Consider the following 14,965-nt stretch of genomic DNA (forward strand, 5'->3'; position numbering starts at 1 on the left):
AGGATGATTTTGTTAATTATTGGCTTTTTTTTATGTATGTTCAGAGTTTGATCTGAAAATATTGATTCTAGGCATAACCTCTGATACATATAAATGTTCGGTATTTCCGATGTTTCATGCAGATGCAAACGATTATTCAGAATTCACATCTTCCGCTAGACTCAAAGGATTGTGTGTTTATGGAGTTTATATATGGAAAAGGCTATAAGAAATTTTCTAAGCCAAGAATCTGCTGGTGGTATCTTGCTAATTGCAGCTGTATTGCTGGCAATGTTAATGGCAAATTCGCCGTTATCAGAAATGTACCAAGGTTTTTTACATACAGAAATGCAAGTTCGGGTGGGTAACCTAGATATTAATAAATCCCTCACCCATTGGATTAATGACGGCCTGATGGCGTTATTTTTTATGCTTATTGGCCTTGAGGTTAAACGCGAGTTACTCGAAGGGGCACTATCAAGCAAAGAGCAGGCGGCATTACCGACATTTGCGGCGATTGGCGGCATGTTATTCCCAGCTGCTATCTATTTAGTCTTTAATTTTAGTGACCCTATCACGCAATCAGGTTGGGCGATTCCGGCTGCGACTGACATTGCGTTTGCACTTGGGGTCATGGCGTTGCTCGGTAGTCGAGTACCAGTAGCGTTAAAGGTGTTCTTATTGGCGTTAGCCATTATTGATGATTTGGGTGTCGTGGTGATTATTGCCATGTTCTATAGCTCAGATCTGTCTACGATCAGTTTGTTGATCGCCGCTATAGCCATAGTCGGGTTGGTGGCACTAAATCGTAAAGGAGTCACTAAAATACTGCCCTATGGTATTGTCGGACTGGTGTTGTGGATAGCGGTGCTTAAGTCGGGTGTACATGCCACGCTGGCCGGGGTCATTATTGCCTTCTGTATTCCACTAAGAGCCAAAGACGGTAGTTCTCCGTCGGAAAAGTTAGAACATAATCTTCATCCTTGGAGTACCTTTATGATCTTGCCTATCTTTGCCTTCGCGAATGCTGGGGTTGACTTGTCTGGCATGAGCCTAAGCGATCTGTTATCGCCTGTTCCTGTCGGTATCGCATTGGGCTTGTTGTTAGGTAAGCCTTTAGGCGTGCTATTTTTTAGCTATGCGGCAGTAAAACTTAAGTTGGCGGTATTACCTGAGGGAATGGGCTGGCGTCATATTGCTCCAGTGGCAGTTATGTGTGGTATTGGTTTCACCATGTCGATGTTTATCTCCTCTCTAGCCTTTGTTGGCGATGGTCAAGTGTACGGTGATGTGGCGCGTCTTGGCATATTAACGGGATCGATTTTATCGGCAGTAATTGGTTACTTCTGGTTATCAAAAGTACTACCTGAGAAAGGAGAGAACTTATGAAAAAGCGACTGACTATATTAGGGTTATCATTTGCCATGGTGGCTGGCGTTTCGGCATCGCAGATCCCTGCTTGCAATCAGGATGTCGAGAGTCCAGCTTGCCAGTACTACCTTGAGGGCGTCGTCGAAGGTGCCTTAATGTATAAGCCAAATAGCATGGGCCAGCGCCTCGAATCAAATGATTACGAGTCTCGGGCGCTTAAATACCGCAGTGGCAAACGTTTCCAACAAGCAAATCGTACCTATTGTGAGAGTCGTATTCCCGATCGTGAAGTCTTGGTTAGTGGCCTAAAAGAAGCTTTCGTTGCCGGGAATATTAATAATGAGGCTGAACTGACGGGAGTGGTGTTTAGCTTGATGGATTGCCAGCGTCTTAGGTAAGTTGAGTGAGTCTTTAACCTACCAACTTCCTTATCAGTAATATTGTTACGCACTCGTTTGGTTACCGGCTTTGCTCGGTATCCAACGACGTGTGCGGTATGATATAAACCCATATTTTATCAATTTTGATATCGTCTCGCATCTATCGTATGCCTGGTTACTCGGGAGCGTGTGAAAGCGAAGACTGAGGTTAACCACGTGCTGACGACACACCTTAATTATAATCACCTCTATTATTTTTGGATGGTACACAAGAAAGGCTCAGTTGCGAAAGCTGCGCAGGCTCTTTGTTTAACACCGCAAACGGTAACAGGGCAGATCCGTGTGTTGGAGGAGCGTCTAAAGGGCTGTTTATTTAAGCGTGTCGGACGCTCACTTGAGCCGACTGAGCTCGGTGAATTAGTGTTTCGTTATGCCGATAAGATGTTCAGCCTCAGTTACGAAATGCTCGATCGACTCAACTATCAAAAAGAAGACAATATTTTATTTGAAGTTGGCATAGCCGATGCTTTATCAAAAGCGTTAGCTAGTCGAGTATTGCTGTCTGTGGTGCCCTCCGATGGGTCGATGCGTTTGGCTTGTTTTGAATCTACACATGAAAGCTTAATGGAGCGATTACGTGAGCATAAGTTAGACATGATCTTGTCCGATTGTGCGGGTGAATCGTTAAAATACCCTGAGATCTTGTCGAAAAAATTGGGTGAATGTGGCATAGGTTTCTTTTCATCTGAGCGTTATAGTAAGCCTTTTCCCGCCTGTTTAGAGCAAGCTAAATTACTGATCCCAGGTAAACGTACCTCGCTTGGGCAACAGTTGCATCATTGGTTTGATGAAAACAACCTCAATGTCACCATCTTGGGCGAATTTGATGATGCCGCTATGATGAAAGCGTTTGGCTATTTTAAACAAGGGATTTTTGTCGCCCCCTCGATCTATAAACAAGATATCTTAGCCCATGGGATCAGTTTTTTGGGGGAAACTCTTGATATTAAAGAGGTCTACCATGTAATGTTTGCTGAGAGGATGATCCAGCATCCGGCGGTTAAACGCTTGTTGGCGACCGATTTTAGCGACCTTTTCGCCGGTAAAGACAGCCAAGTTGAACTGCTTTAAAGGGTGCCAGTATTACGGTGAGCTGATACACTAGCAGCAATCATAATTAAGGGAGTAGTTGCGTGTCAGAACCAATGAACATTGCCAGAGTTAGGTGGGCATGCCGACGCGGCATGTTAGAGCTAGATGTGTTGTTTCAACCCTTTGTCGAAAGCCAATATGCAATACTATCAAACCAAGATAAAGCCAGCTTTGTGCGTTTGTTAGAATGCGAAGATCCTGAGCTATTTGCGTGGTTTATGGGTCACGAAGTGTGCCCAGATCCCGAGCTTGCTCAAATGGTCATTCAAGTTCGTGGCCGGCCAGCGCCATAATTTTAATTTATCCTCCTCCTTCGACCAGCGACTCGCGTTGGTCGTTGTTGCGGCCGTATGCTTCACTTCATTTCTGGCGTGGCCACCTGTCGATGTTATCTGGTTTATTGCCATTAAGTGCAGTGCTATCGCTTTGGTGGTTGCTGTGTTTATTGGGTTATGGATTCGCCTTCAGCGTTGGTCTTTTTCCTTTTGGCTCGATGAGTCAGGTAACGCTGGTATTGGCAACAACGCTGCTATCTATAGGTTAAAGCGGCGCTGGATCACTCCGTTGATGGTACTGTTTGAGATGCACAAGGATGGCGATAAGCTGCTAGTGATGGTGTGGCGAGATATGTTGGACGACACAAGCTATCGTTACTTGTGTCGTCTGTTATTACGCTTTGGTTGATATGATAAGGGACTAAGCGATTTTATTGGGCAATAAAATCGTGGGCTGTGGATTATCCGATTTTTCAGGGTGGTCGAGATTATAATGTAAGCCGCGACTCTCTTTACGTTCCATCGCGCAGCGAATTATCAGTTCTGCTACTTGCACTAAATTGCGCAGCTCAAGAAGGTTGTTACTGACTCTAAAGTTACGGTAATACTCCTGTATCTCTTGCTGTAGCATGGTGCAGCGTCTTAGTGCACGTTCGAGTCGTTTATCTGAGCGAACAATTCCCACATAATCCCACATAAACAACCGAAGTTCATGCCAGTTATGCGCAATCACCACCTCTTCATCAGAGTTAGATACTTGGCTTTCATCCCAGTGCGGAAGGTTCATCGGCATCGGGATTTTATTAAGCTGACTGCTAATATCTTCGGCTGCCGCTCGGGCAAAGACTAAGCATTCTAATAGGGAGTTACTGGCGAGACGATTGGCTCCGTGCAATCCTGTGTAGGCCACTTCACCTACGGCATATAAGCCGTTTAGGTCGGTCTGGCCGTGTAAATCTGTCATCACGCCACCACAGGTGTAATGCGCTGCGGGGACCACAGGAATGGGGTCTTTGGTGATGTCGATGCCCCATTCTAAACAGCGCTTATAGATGGTGGGGAAGTGTTTTATGACAAAGTCGGCTGGCTTATGAGTGATATCCAGATAAACGCAATCTGCGCCCAAGCGTTTCATCTCGTAATCGATGGCGCGCGCCACGATATCCCTTGGAGCCAACTCTGCGCGTTCATCGAAATCGGGCATAAAGCGTGAGCCATCAGGGCGTCGAAGATAAGCCCCTTCGCCTCGTAATGCTTCGGTGAGTAAAAAGTTACGCGCATCGGCATGGTACAAACACGTGGGATGAAATTGGTTAAACTCCATATTGGCTACGCGACAGCCCGAACGCCAAGCCATGGCGATACCGTCTCCCGAGGCAATATCGGGATTCGATGTGTATTGGTAGACTTTAGATGATCCACCTGTAGCTAGTGCGACAAAGCGGGCCTTGACCGTTTCGACATGTTCTTCATCTCGGTTCCATACATAGGCACCGAGTACCCGATTACCCGGGCGTTTAAGCTTGCGAGTGGTGATTAAGTCGATGGCGTTATAGCGTTCTAATACTTGGATATTTGGGTGGTTCATTACGTTTTCTTGAAGCGTAACTTGTACCTCTTTACCCGTGGCATCGGCGGCATGTAGGATACGACGATGGCTATGGCCGCCTTCGCGGGTCAAGTGATATGGTGCATTGCTATTATCACTGCCATCGGTACGCTCCTCTTTATCAAAGGCGACACCGCATTGAATCAGCCATTCCATCGCGCTTTTCGCATTTTTAGCGGTGAAGGTGACCACTTGCTCATCGCATAACCCCGCTCCTGCCACGAGTGTATCGGCAACATGGGATTCAATGGTATCCTCTTCATCGAACACAGAAGCGATCCCACCTTGGGCATAATAGGTAGAGCCTTCGTTAAGCGGCCCCTTGGAAAGTAAGATAACTTTCGTTTTTTCAGCCAGATGCAATGCTAAAGTTAACCCTGCAGCACCGCTACCGATAACCAAAACGTCAGATTGGTGTTCAACTACTTGTTTCATCGGGTATCATGGTAAGTCATGTGAGTATTGCTATGTTAAACCAAGATAGAAATTATGGATATGGGTTAGCCGTAGAAAATAAATTCATATTTGGCAATCTTTTTTAGAACTTTTTCAGTAAGCGCTAGTCTACATAGGTGAATATGATTCGAGCGACTGAGAAATCAGCATTTTAGATTTAGGAGTAGTCGGCTCGGATGAGTGGACAAATAAGTGATCAACAATTAGTTGAACGGGTACAGCAGGGAGATAAAAACGCTTTTAACCTCCTGGTACAAAAATACCAGAGTAAGGTCATCAATCTGATAGCTCGATATGTTCGAAATCAGGCCGATGTGGCAGATGTGGCTCAAGAGGCATTTATTAAAGCCTACCGAGCGCTGCCAAACTTTCGGGGCGAGAGTGCGTTTTATACTTGGTTGTACCGTATTGCAGTCAATACTGCGAAAAATCATTTAGTGGCCCAAGGGCGACGCGCACCGGCTAATGATGTCGATGCCGAAGATGCTGAATATTACGATGGCAGTGATGCGCTTAAAGAGTTCGCCTCTCCAGAGCGGTTGATGCTGTCTGAAGAGATTCAGAAAGTCGTGTTTGATACCTTGGATACCTTGCCACAAGAATTGAAGATAGCTATCTCTCTGCGTGAGCTCGATGGAATGAGTTATGAAGAGATAGCCAATGTGATGGAGTGTCCCGTTGGCACGGTAAGATCGCGGATCTTTCGAGCGCGTGAGGCCATCGACAAACAGTTGCAGCCATTGCTGGAACGTTAAATTGTTATCTCAGTAAACTAAATTTAAATGGGTGTTAAATGGATAAATTAGGTCAGGAATGGGTATCCGCTGCCGTCGACGGTGAAGTCGAAGAGCAGGTATTGGCTGAATTAGCGGCCGATACGGATTCACATGGTCAGTGGCGTGATTATCACATGATTGGTGATGCGATGCGTGGCGAGTTGCCAAAGATGGTCGATCTCGATCTGAGTGCCAATATTGCCGCCGCTATTGAAGCGGAACCCACGATCATCGCACCAAAACGTGTGGAACCAGCACAAACTGCTCCAGCAAGGAAGTCGGCAGGCATTATCCCCATGTTTAAACAGTTTGGTCAGTATGCCATTGCTGCTAGCGTCGCACTAGTCGCTGTTGTGGGAGTGCAAAATTATAACCAAACATCGGAGTTAGACTCATCGCCATTGCCCGTGCTAAATACTCGCCCCTTGGTCGGTAGTGCATCACCTGTGAGCCTTCAAACTGGGCCAGTGCAAAAAAACCAAAGTTTCACTAATGAGCAAGTAATGGAGCAACGTCACCGTATTAATACCTATATTCAAGATCATATGTTGCAACAGAGATTGAATAATAGTGTGAATATAGACGACAATAGTGATATCTCACCGATCCCGGTTAATCACTAAAAAGCTATTCTACTTATCGGCGGCCGCTATAATGCGCATGATGATAAGTATGATGTTAAGGAGTTAGCTTGCGTCTTATTTGGTTGGCCTTGTTAGTCCTCTCTCTTCCCGTCAGTGCACGGGAAGATATGTCCGCAAAAGCTTGGTTAGAAAATATGAGCCAAGCGCTGCGGACTCAAGAATTTAAAATGTCGCTGATCCATTTGCAGTCGGATCATATTCGTCCTCTCGTGTACATCCATGGCCAAGTGGAAGAGCAAGAAGTTGCTTTTCTTGAACATTTAAACGGCCCGCCTAAAAATGCGGTGCGTGTGGGCAACACTGTCACCTTTATTGAACATGATCAACCCGCTTACAGTGTAGAAGCCGATCGTATTCAAGGCGTATTACCCCCAGCGTTTGCCAATAACATCAGCTTACTCGAGCAGGGGTATCAGTTTGTGCTGGGCGGAAGAAGCCGCTTAGCCGGGCGTCCGAGTCAATTGGTGCGCATCATAGCTAACGATGATAATCGTTATAGCTATCAAGTTTGGTTGGATATGGATACCTACTTGCCGCTGCGCTATGACATGCTCAATCTTGATAAACAATTACTCGAACAGATATTAGTCGTTGAGCTAATCGTATTAGAAGAGGCGCCCACCATTTTACACGAAGCTTATAAACAACAATGGCCACCAGTGATGCCACAGCCAAAAAGAGAGCCGGGTAATAACTGGCAATTTAGTTGGTTACCTTCAGGTTTTACTATGATTCTTAAAGATAGTCATCGCCTGATAGGCAGTCACGAGGCGGTAGAGTACATTGCGCTCAGTGATGGTTTAACTCATATTTCTGTTTATGTAGCTAGAGCGCCTGAAACCGTGCTGCCTGATGAGTTAATGACTCGAAACGGCCTGTCTTTGGCTACTGAACGAGTCGGCAATGCTGAAGTAGTGGCGGTTGGTAAAGCACCCGTTGAAACTCTTTCACGTATTGCTAAGAGTATTACAATCGAGTGATGGCATTATGATGGAAGAAGTCGCGACCGTTATTCGTAACAATCATGACGGTTGGATAACGGTAGAAGTTAAGGTAAAAAATGCCTGTAATCACTGCGAGAGCAGTGAGTCTTGTGGTACATCCGCGGTATCTAAAGCTTTTTCGCCTAAGGTGCAGCGCTTTTCTGTTCCAGCCAAAGAGTCTTACCAACCTGGTGAGTTAATAAAACTTGGTTTGCCCGAAAGTGTGTTACTAAAAGCTGCGGCTATTGTTTATTTGCTGCCTTTGTTAGGCTTATTTGTTGGCGCAAGCTTGGGCCGTTTTTTTATGCCCATACTTGATATTGCTGCTACCGAAGCGGTTGTGATAGGTTTCGGGGTATTGGGTGGCGTGGTAGCTTGGATGATGGGGCGTCGTTGGGCCAAGCAGTTAGAGCAGGTTAGTCAACCTGTGATCATTGCACGAATTGGACAACGCATAGTGTGAACAAATTAGCTCGCTGCCAACGTTGATATTTACTTTCTCTGTATGATTCCAATTGGTATTAAGCCAGCAATCGGGTACAATTCGGCACTTTTAGATAATTTTCAACTTTAGAGTTTAGTCATTTCGCATAATGAAGCATATTAGAAACTTTTCGATTATTGCCCATATTGACCACGGCAAATCAACCCTTTCTGACCGTCTTATTCAAGAATGCGGTGGCCTGTCTGACCGCGAGATGGCAGCGCAAGTTTTAGATTCGATGGATCTTGAGCGCGAGCGCGGTATCACCATTAAAGCCCAGAGCGTGACGCTCGACTATAAGGCGAAAGACGGTGAAACCTATCAGCTTAACTTTATTGATACGCCCGGCCATGTGGACTTCTCCTATGAAGTCTCGCGTTCTCTGGCTGCTTGTGAGGGGGCTTTGCTGGTTGTCGATGCGGGTCAAGGGGTTGAAGCGCAGACCTTGGCTAACTGTTATACCGCACTGGAGATGGACTTAGATGTGGTCCCAGTGCTGAACAAGATTGACCTTCCACAAGCCGATCCTGAGCGTGTTGCCGAAGAGATTGAAGATATTGTCGGTATCGAAGCCACTGACGCCGTTCGCTGCTCTGCAAAAACGGGCATAGGTATTAGTGATGTATTAGAAACCATTGTCGCTAAAATTCCACCACCAGTAGGCGATCCAGATGCGCCTTTGCAAGCACTGATTATCGACTCATGGTTTGATAGCTATTTAGGCGTTGTGTCGCTAGTACGTATCAAGCACGGCAAGCTTAAAAAAGGCGATAAGTTTAAGGTGATGTCAACTGGACAGACCCATACCGCCGACAGAGTAGGTATTTTTACGCCTAAGCAAACTGACACGGGTGAGCTTAATACCGGTGAAGTGGGCTTTGTGATTGCCGGTATTAAAGAGATCCATGGCGCGCCAGTCGGTGATACTTTAACGCTAGCTAAAAATGGTGCCTTGGCACCATTGCCTGGTTTCAAGAAGGTAAAGCCTCAGGTTTATGCGGGGGTGTTCCCTATTTCTACCGACGATTATGAGAGTTTCCGTGATGCGCTTAATAAATTAAGCCTCAACGATGCCTCGTTATTCTTCGAACCTGAGACATCATCGGCATTAGGCTTTGGTTTCCGTATTGGTTACCTTGGTCTGTTGCATATGGAGATTGTTCAGGAGCGTCTTGAGCGCGAATACAATTTGGATTTGATCACCACGGCACCCACAGTGGTGTATGAAGTGGTCACCACCAAAGGGGAAACTGTTTACGTCGATAATCCATCGGATCTACCGCCGATGAACAACATCGAAGAGATACGCGAGCCGATTGTTGAAACTAATATTTTAGTACCTAAAGAATACTTAGGTAACGTCATTACCTTGTGTGTTGAAAAGCGTGGCATGCAAACCAATATGGTTTATCACGGTAACCAAGTGGCTATTACCTATGATATGCCGATGGCTGAAGTGGTTATGGATTTCTTTGATCGCCTTAAGTCGACCAGTCGCGGTTATGCCTCGCTGGAATATAATTTTAAGCGTTTCGAAGCTGCAGATATGGTACGCCTTGATGTCTTGATTAATGGCGATCGCGTCGATGCCTTAGCCATGATTTTGCATAAGTCGAACGTACGTTATCAAGGGTTGGCATTAGTGAATAAGATGAAAGAGCTTATTCCGCGTCAGATGTTTGATATTGCCATTCAGGCGGCGATTGGTAGCCAAATTATTGCCCGTTCTTCAGTTAAGGCGCTGCGTAAAGACGTTACCGCTAAGTGTTATGGCGGCGACGTATCACGTAAGAAGAAGCTGCTTAATAAGCAGAAAGAGGGTAAGAAACGCATGAAGCAAGTGGGTAACGTTGAAGTGCCACAAGAAGCCTTCCTCGCGGTACTCAAGCTAAATGAGTAATCACTGTTTACGTTAATAAATGTTAATAGTGATAGATAATGGGCGCCGCGGTTTGCGGCGCTTTCGTTGTTACAGTATAAATGAGCTATGTACAGCGTATGGCAAACTTGTCAGATGCGCAGATTCTCATTTGGCAGGAGTTTAGTTAGCTATGGCGGCTTATTTTTCCCTTATTTTAGTTTTGGTGACGCTCAGCAGCGGTTTAATCTGGCTGTTTGACAGTTTAGTATTAGCGCCTAAGCGTCAACAAAAGTTGGCGATGGCGCAAGCGACCCAAGCCGATATCAGTGAAGAAAGCGCTGAAAAAATTGTCCGTGAATCGGCAATAGTCGAAACCTCGCGTTCCATTTTTCCAGTAATCGCTTTTGTATTGATTTTACGCTCGTTTATTTATGAGCCATTCCAAATTCCGTCTGGATCTATGATGCCAACCTTGCTGGTGGGCGATTTTATTCTGGTTGAAAAATTCAGCTATGGATTAAAAGATCCGGTATGGCGCAGCCAGCTGGTTGACACCGGTAAACCAGAACGTGGTGATGTTGCTGTATTTAAATATCCTGAAAACCCTAAAATCGATTACATAAAACGTGTTATCGGCTTGCCAGGCGATCGCGTGGTGTATCGTAATAAAGAGCTTTATATTCAAAAAAGCTGCCCTGAGGGGGGAACCGACTGCCCTAAGCTGGAAAAAGTGGCGCGTGTTGGGGTAAATCAAGGGGAATTTAATCAAGATAATATCCCGTTATTACGCTACAAAGAACAGCTGGGTGATGTTACCCATGACATTTTGATCAACCCAGGTCGTGGCGAGCCGACTTCTTTTTACTACCGCGAAAATAACCTTGCAGTGGGTGAATTTGTGGTGCCTGAAGGCCAATATTTTGTGATGGGCGATAACCGTGACAACAGTACCGATTCACGCTTCTGGGGCTTTGTTCCTGAGGCGAATTTAGTCGGCAAAGCGGTCGCTATTTGGATAAGTTTTGAATTTGAGCGTACCCCAGCGGACTTCTTACCCACATGGATCCCAACCGGGGTGCGTTTTAACCGTGTAGGTGGAATCGTTTAACATGGAGCCGATTAAAAATTTGCCTCGTTTGTGCAGAACATTAGGTTATGAATTCAACAATATAGCCTTGTTAGAGCAGGCATTGACTCACCGAAGCGCGGCGAGCAAGCATAATGAGCGTCTGGAATTTTTGGGCGACTCCATATTGTCTATTGTTATCTCAGACGCCTTATATCATCAGTTTCCTAAGGCGACCGAAGGCGATTTAAGCCGAATGCGCGCCACCTTGGTGTGCGGTAAGATGCTGGCCGAAGTGGCAAAAGAGTTTAAGTTAGGTGACTACCTAAAATTAGGCCCTGGTGAGCTAAAAAGTGGTGGCTTTCGTCGTGAATCGATTTTAGCCGATGTGGTCGAAGCCATTATCGGTGCAATCTATCTCGATGCCGATCTCGAGACCTGCCGCGCACTCGTACTAAACTGGTATAAGAGCCGCCTAGCGGTGATTGAACCCATTAATCAAAAAGATCCCAAAACCCTGCTGCAGGAACACCTGCAGGGCTTTAAAAAACCTCTCCCCTTATACAAGGTTGTCAATATTAGCGGAGAGGCCCATGCGCAAACCTTTACAGTTGAATGTAAGGTGGAGCAATTAGATGAAGCGGTCGTTGGCGTGGCCAACTCCCGTAGAAAAGCGGAACAAATTGCCGCAGCAGAAGTTTTGGAGCGTATCAAGCGATGAGTAATACCGAAAAGCCACAAGGCAATAATGAACCCAGTTTAGACGAGTTACTGTCTCGTATGAACAGTGGCGCCAGTGGCAGTCAATATGATGTGACATACTGCGGCATGGTAGCCATTGTCGGTCGCCCTAATGTGGGTAAATCGACCTTATTGAATAAGCTATTAGGGCAGAAGATTTCGATCACCTCTAAGAAGCCGCAAACCACCCGCCATCGTATTATGGGTATTCATACTGAAGGCCCTCGTCAAGTGGTGTTTATTGACACTCCAGGTTTGCATATCGAAGAGAAGCGTGCCATTAACCGTTTAATGAACCGTGCGGCGTCGAGCTCATTGGCCGAGGTTTGTCTGGTGGTATTTGTGGTTGACGGTTTAAACTGGACCGCCGATGATGAGATGGTGCTGAAGAAGTTACAAAGCCGTGATGATGGCCGTAAAACCGTGTTGGCCATCAATAAAGTCGATAATATCAAAGATAAAGAAGCACTATTTCCACATTTGCAAATGCTAGCTGCTAAATTTGAGTTTGATGAGATCTTACCTATCTCTGCCACTCAAGGCACTAATGTGCAGCGTATCATGGATATGGCGATAGAGTCTGTGCCGCAATCACCGCATTTCTTCCCTGAAGATTACGTCACCGACAGATCGCAAAAGTTTATGGCCTCGGAAATTGTCCGTGAAAAACTGATGCGCTTCTTAGGCGACGAGTTGCCATATGATGCCACGGTGGAGATCGAGCAATTTAAGATGATGGAGAATGGCGTCTACCAAATTAACGCCCTGATCCTCGTCGAACGTGAAACCCAAAAGCGCATGGTTATAGGTAACAAGGGTGAGCGAATCCGTACTATTGCCACCCAAGCCCGCTTAGATATGGAAGTGTTATTTGATAATAAAGTCTTCCTTGAGGTATGGGTGAAAGTGAAGTCGGGTTGGGCCGATGATGAGCGAGCGCTGCGTTCATTAGGTTATGGCGAAGATTAAGTCACCAATCTTAAACTGAATCAAAGGCTGAGATAGTCGATGGCAACTTAAGCTTGCGGTTGAGTATCTCGGCCTTTATTGTCATTAAATATCAATAATAGAGCAGGGCAGATGCAGCGAGGATATGTACTTCATACTCGTGCCTATAAAGAGTCGAGTGTACTGGTCAATTTATTAGTCGATGGTCAAGGTCGCATTGACTGCGTAGCTCGTCTTGGCAGTGGTCGCTCCTCGATAAAAAGCATTTTACAACCGTTCCAACCTTTGCTATTTGAGTTATCGGGCCGCAGTAGCCTAAAGAATCTTTATCAAGTCGAAGCTGCCAGCCCTGCTGTACCATTAAGTGGCGATGTGATGTTTGCAGGGTTCTATCTCAATGAGCTATTGGTGCGTTGTTTAGGGATAGAGCATGGTGCGGAACAACTCTTTTTTGTTTACCATAAAACTCTGATGGCCATGGCGGCGGGATTTAGTCAGGCACAGTTGCGCTATTTTGAGGTGGAGTTACTCAAAGAGTTGGGGGTGATGCCTTCATTAAATCTGGATGTAGATCATGCGCCTATCGAAGCCGACTTTTATTATCGCCTGATGTCAGAAGAGGGCTTTGGTAGCGCCTTGGGGCCTAAATCGAATCATTATCGTGGTGAGATGTTATTGGCCCTTGAGACGGGGCAACTGCATCAAGATGACTTTAAGCAGGCGAAGCTGCTAATGCGCCAACTATTATCGGCCGTGCTGGGCGATAAGCCGCTTAAGTCACGCGCTTTATTTAATAAAGGCGTTAAAAAATCCTCTTATAGCAAGTAATTTGCAGCGCATCTTATGAGTTTCAACTGGTTTTTCCCTTGTGGCTTAGTACAATAAGCGCCAATCAATCATGCAACACTCTCTATCTGTAAAGGTTAAGGACACTTCATGGGCCGTATTCATTTGGGCGTTAATATCGATCACATTGCTACACTACGTCAGGCTCGTGGCACCAGCTACCCAGACCCTGTACACGCCGCCGCCGTCGCCGAGCATGCAGGCGCTGAGGGGATCACAGTGCACCTGCGTGAAGATCGTCGTCATATCTGCGATCGTGACATTTATTTGTTGGCTAAAACCATTAAAACCCGCATGAATTTCGAAATGGCGGTGACCGCTGAAATGCTCGACATCGCCTGTGAAGTTAAACCCACCTATGTTTGTCTGGTGCCTGAAAAACGTGAAGAATTGACCACAGAAGGTGGCCTTGATGTGGCGGGACAGATGGATAAAGTTCGCGCGGCAGTTGAGCGTTTAACAACAGAAGGTATCAAGGTGTCGTTGTTTATTGATGCGGATAAAACGCAAATTGATGCTACCGTTGCCGTTGGCGCGCCGGTAATCGAACTGCATACTGGCTGTTATGCCGATGCTGAAACGGATATTGAGCAAGCAAAAGAGCTGACTCGCATCACTGAGATGGCGGCTTATGCTCATGGTCAAGGTTTAGTGGTCAATGCGGGTCATGGTCTACATTATCATAATGTTAAGCCGATAGCGGCGATCCCTGAATTGTATGAACTCAATATTGGCCATGCCATTATCGCCCGTGCGGCCATTGATGGCTTAGACAAGGCGGTGCGTGATATGAAACAGTTAATGGTTGAAGGACGTAACGGTCAGTAACTAAGGGCTTTTAGATAGATAAAATGATGGGGACTGGTGACGGATAAGTCCCCCATTGTCAGTGGTGAGTTGGATGGTAAGACAGACTTGTTGGGGTGGGGGATGATCGTCGGTTTAGGCACAGATATCGTTGAAATTGAACGTATCGAACAAAGTGTACCCGCTGGCGGCGACACAGAGGCGCTAGTAAAGTGTCGCCTAGCGAAGCGAGTGTTAACCCATGCAGAGTTAGCGATATTCATTCGCGCGACTCAGCCTGGTCGCTATTTGGCTAAGCGTTTCGCCGCCAAAGAGGCTGCGGCGAAAGCGTTAGGCACAGGGATTGGTCGCGGGGTGTCGTTTCAGCATATCGAGATAGCTAACAATGACAACGGTGCTCCTCTAATCAGTTTTAGTGGTGGCGCAGCCGATAGATTAACGGCGCTTGGAGGCGCGCATGCTCATCTATCCATCGCCGACGAAAAGCACTACGCTACGGCAACCGTGATTATTGAGTCTTAAGCGCAAGTTGCTGATTCATGATCAACAAGTTTTATTTATGTGTAAGAGGTGTAGTTTAGCGAGTC

At 46.1% G+C, this 14,965-nt stretch carries 17 protein-coding genes; 16 read left to right on the forward strand and 1 reads right to left on the reverse strand.

The features are described 5' to 3' along the window. The first annotated feature begins 192 nt into the window (after positions 1-192). From nhaA to DVO77_RS14315, 5 genes are all read left to right on the forward strand, one after another. A complete protein-coding gene (nhaA, locus tag DVO77_RS14295; protein WP_119978812.1) occupies positions 193-1,368 on the forward strand; it encodes a Na+/H+ antiporter NhaA in 1,176 nt (391 codons plus the stop codon). Further along, complete coding sequence (locus tag DVO77_RS14300; protein WP_119978813.1) at positions 1,365-1,748, forward strand: hypothetical protein; 384 nt, start codon at positions 1,365-1,367, stop codon at positions 1,746-1,748. Before nhaA ends, DVO77_RS14300 begins: the two co-directional genes overlap by 4 nt. A 171-nt stretch (positions 1,749-1,919) precedes the next feature. Next, positions 1,920-2,861: a transcriptional activator NhaR gene (gene nhaR, locus DVO77_RS14305; protein WP_373317381.1), complete on the forward strand. Its 942-nt coding sequence runs from the start codon at positions 1,920-1,922 to the stop codon at positions 2,859-2,861. Between the two features lie 74 nt (positions 2,862-2,935). After that, positions 2,936-3,175 carry an FAD assembly factor SdhE gene (locus tag DVO77_RS14310; protein WP_110456602.1) on the forward strand — a complete coding sequence of 80 codons (240 nt, stop codon included), beginning with the start codon at positions 2,936-2,938 and terminating at the stop codon, positions 3,173-3,175. Next, positions 3,156-3,566: a protein YgfX gene (locus DVO77_RS14315; RefSeq protein WP_119978814.1), complete on the forward strand. Its 411-nt coding sequence runs from the start codon at positions 3,156-3,158 to the stop codon at positions 3,564-3,566. The genes DVO77_RS14310 and DVO77_RS14315 overlap by 20 nt, the downstream gene beginning before the upstream one ends. Before the next feature lie 12 nt (positions 3,567-3,578). Here DVO77_RS14315 and nadB read toward each other — a convergent pair whose 3' ends face one another. Further along, on the reverse strand, positions 3,579-5,201 hold the full coding sequence (gene nadB / locus DVO77_RS14320) for an L-aspartate oxidase (protein ID WP_119978815.1): 1,623 nt from the start codon (positions 5,199-5,201) through the stop codon (positions 3,579-3,581). A 197-nt stretch (positions 5,202-5,398) separates the two neighbouring features. Here nadB and rpoE point away from each other — a divergent pair, with 197 nt between their 5' ends. The 11 genes from rpoE to acpS all read left to right on the forward strand — a co-directional run bounded on the left by rpoE (position 5,399) and on the right by acpS (position 14,900). Beyond that, positions 5,399-5,977: an RNA polymerase sigma factor RpoE gene (rpoE, locus tag DVO77_RS14325; protein WP_110456599.1), complete on the forward strand. Its 579-nt coding sequence runs from the start codon at positions 5,399-5,401 to the stop codon at positions 5,975-5,977. A gap of 38 nt (positions 5,978-6,015) precedes the next feature. Beyond that, positions 6,016-6,621 (forward strand): sigma-E factor negative regulatory protein, encoded by a 606-nt coding sequence (locus DVO77_RS14330; protein WP_119978816.1) that lies wholly within the window; start codon positions 6,016-6,018, stop codon positions 6,619-6,621. 68 nt (positions 6,622-6,689) lie between these two features. Then, complete coding sequence (locus tag DVO77_RS14335; protein ID WP_110456597.1) at positions 6,690-7,622, forward strand: MucB/RseB C-terminal domain-containing protein; 933 nt, start codon at positions 6,690-6,692, stop codon at positions 7,620-7,622. A gap of 7 nt (positions 7,623-7,629) precedes the next feature. Beyond that, positions 7,630-8,088 carry a SoxR reducing system RseC family protein gene (locus tag DVO77_RS14340; RefSeq protein ID WP_119978817.1) on the forward strand — a complete coding sequence of 153 codons (459 nt, stop codon included), beginning with the start codon at positions 7,630-7,632 and terminating at the stop codon, positions 8,086-8,088. 130 nt (positions 8,089-8,218) lie between these two features. Beyond that, complete coding sequence (gene lepA, locus DVO77_RS14345) at positions 8,219-10,009, forward strand: translation elongation factor 4 (protein WP_110456595.1); 1,791 nt, start codon at positions 8,219-8,221, stop codon at positions 10,007-10,009. A gap of 151 nt (positions 10,010-10,160) precedes the next feature. Beyond that, the gene (gene lepB / locus DVO77_RS14350; protein ID WP_110456594.1) at positions 10,161-11,078 is read left to right on the forward strand and encodes a signal peptidase I; all 918 of its coding nucleotides are present in this window, start codon (positions 10,161-10,163) and stop codon (positions 11,076-11,078) included. A 1-nt stretch (position 11,079) separates the two neighbouring features. Then, on the forward strand, positions 11,080-11,757 hold the full coding sequence (gene rnc / locus DVO77_RS14355) for a ribonuclease III (RefSeq protein WP_110456593.1): 678 nt from the start codon (positions 11,080-11,082) through the stop codon (positions 11,755-11,757). Continuing rightward, positions 11,754-12,746, forward strand: coding sequence for a GTPase Era (era, locus tag DVO77_RS14360; protein WP_110456592.1), 993 nt, complete (start codon positions 11,754-11,756; stop codon positions 12,744-12,746). Before rnc ends, era begins: the two co-directional genes overlap by 4 nt. Before the next feature lie 111 nt (positions 12,747-12,857). After that, positions 12,858-13,553, forward strand: coding sequence for a DNA repair protein RecO (gene recO, locus DVO77_RS14365; RefSeq protein WP_119978818.1), 696 nt, complete (start codon positions 12,858-12,860; stop codon positions 13,551-13,553). Between the two features lie 108 nt (positions 13,554-13,661). After that, positions 13,662-14,399, forward strand: coding sequence for a pyridoxine 5'-phosphate synthase (gene pdxJ, locus DVO77_RS14370; RefSeq protein ID WP_110456590.1), 738 nt, complete (start codon positions 13,662-13,664; stop codon positions 14,397-14,399). 102 nt (positions 14,400-14,501) lie between these two features. Then, on the forward strand, positions 14,502-14,900 hold the full coding sequence (gene acpS, locus DVO77_RS14375; RefSeq protein WP_119978819.1) for a holo-ACP synthase: 399 nt from the start codon (positions 14,502-14,504) through the stop codon (positions 14,898-14,900). The last annotated feature ends 65 nt before the right edge of the window (positions 14,901-14,965 follow it).

It is taken from the genome of Shewanella algidipiscicola (assembly GCF_003605125.1).
GTDB classification, from domain to species: Bacteria; Pseudomonadota; Gammaproteobacteria; order Enterobacterales; family Shewanellaceae; genus Shewanella; species Shewanella algidipiscicola.

Excerpts from the sequence above, each read along its gene's own strand:
- recO (WP_119978818.1), top strand. The coding sequence starts at position 12,858 with ATGCAGCGAGGATATGTACTTCATACTCGTGCCTATAAAGAGTCGAGT.
- rpoE (WP_110456599.1), top strand. The coding sequence starts at position 5,399 with ATGAGTGGACAAATAAGTGATCAACAATTAGTTGAACGGGTACAGCAG.
- nadB (WP_119978815.1), bottom strand. The coding sequence starts at position 5,201 with ATGAAACAAGTAGTTGAACACCAATCTGACGTTTTGGTTATCGGTAGC.
- DVO77_RS14300 (WP_119978813.1), top strand. The coding sequence starts at position 1,365 with ATGAAAAAGCGACTGACTATATTAGGGTTATCATTTGCCATGGTGGCT.
- nhaA (WP_119978812.1), top strand. The coding sequence starts at position 193 with ATGGAAAAGGCTATAAGAAATTTTCTAAGCCAAGAATCTGCTGGTGGT.
- era (WP_110456592.1), top strand. The coding sequence starts at position 11,754 with ATGAGTAATACCGAAAAGCCACAAGGCAATAATGAACCCAGTTTAGAC.
- DVO77_RS14340 (WP_119978817.1), top strand. The coding sequence starts at position 7,630 with ATGATGGAAGAAGTCGCGACCGTTATTCGTAACAATCATGACGGTTGG.
- pdxJ (WP_110456590.1), top strand. The coding sequence starts at position 13,662 with ATGGGCCGTATTCATTTGGGCGTTAATATCGATCACATTGCTACACTA.
- DVO77_RS14330 (WP_119978816.1), top strand. The coding sequence starts at position 6,016 with ATGGATAAATTAGGTCAGGAATGGGTATCCGCTGCCGTCGACGGTGAA.
- lepB (WP_110456594.1), top strand. The coding sequence starts at position 10,161 with ATGGCGGCTTATTTTTCCCTTATTTTAGTTTTGGTGACGCTCAGCAGC.
- DVO77_RS14310 (WP_110456602.1), top strand. The coding sequence starts at position 2,936 with ATGAACATTGCCAGAGTTAGGTGGGCATGCCGACGCGGCATGTTAGAG.
- acpS (WP_119978819.1), top strand. The coding sequence starts at position 14,502 with ATGATCGTCGGTTTAGGCACAGATATCGTTGAAATTGAACGTATCGAA.
- rnc (WP_110456593.1), top strand. The coding sequence starts at position 11,080 with ATGGAGCCGATTAAAAATTTGCCTCGTTTGTGCAGAACATTAGGTTAT.
- lepA (WP_110456595.1), top strand. The coding sequence starts at position 8,219 with ATGAAGCATATTAGAAACTTTTCGATTATTGCCCATATTGACCACGGC.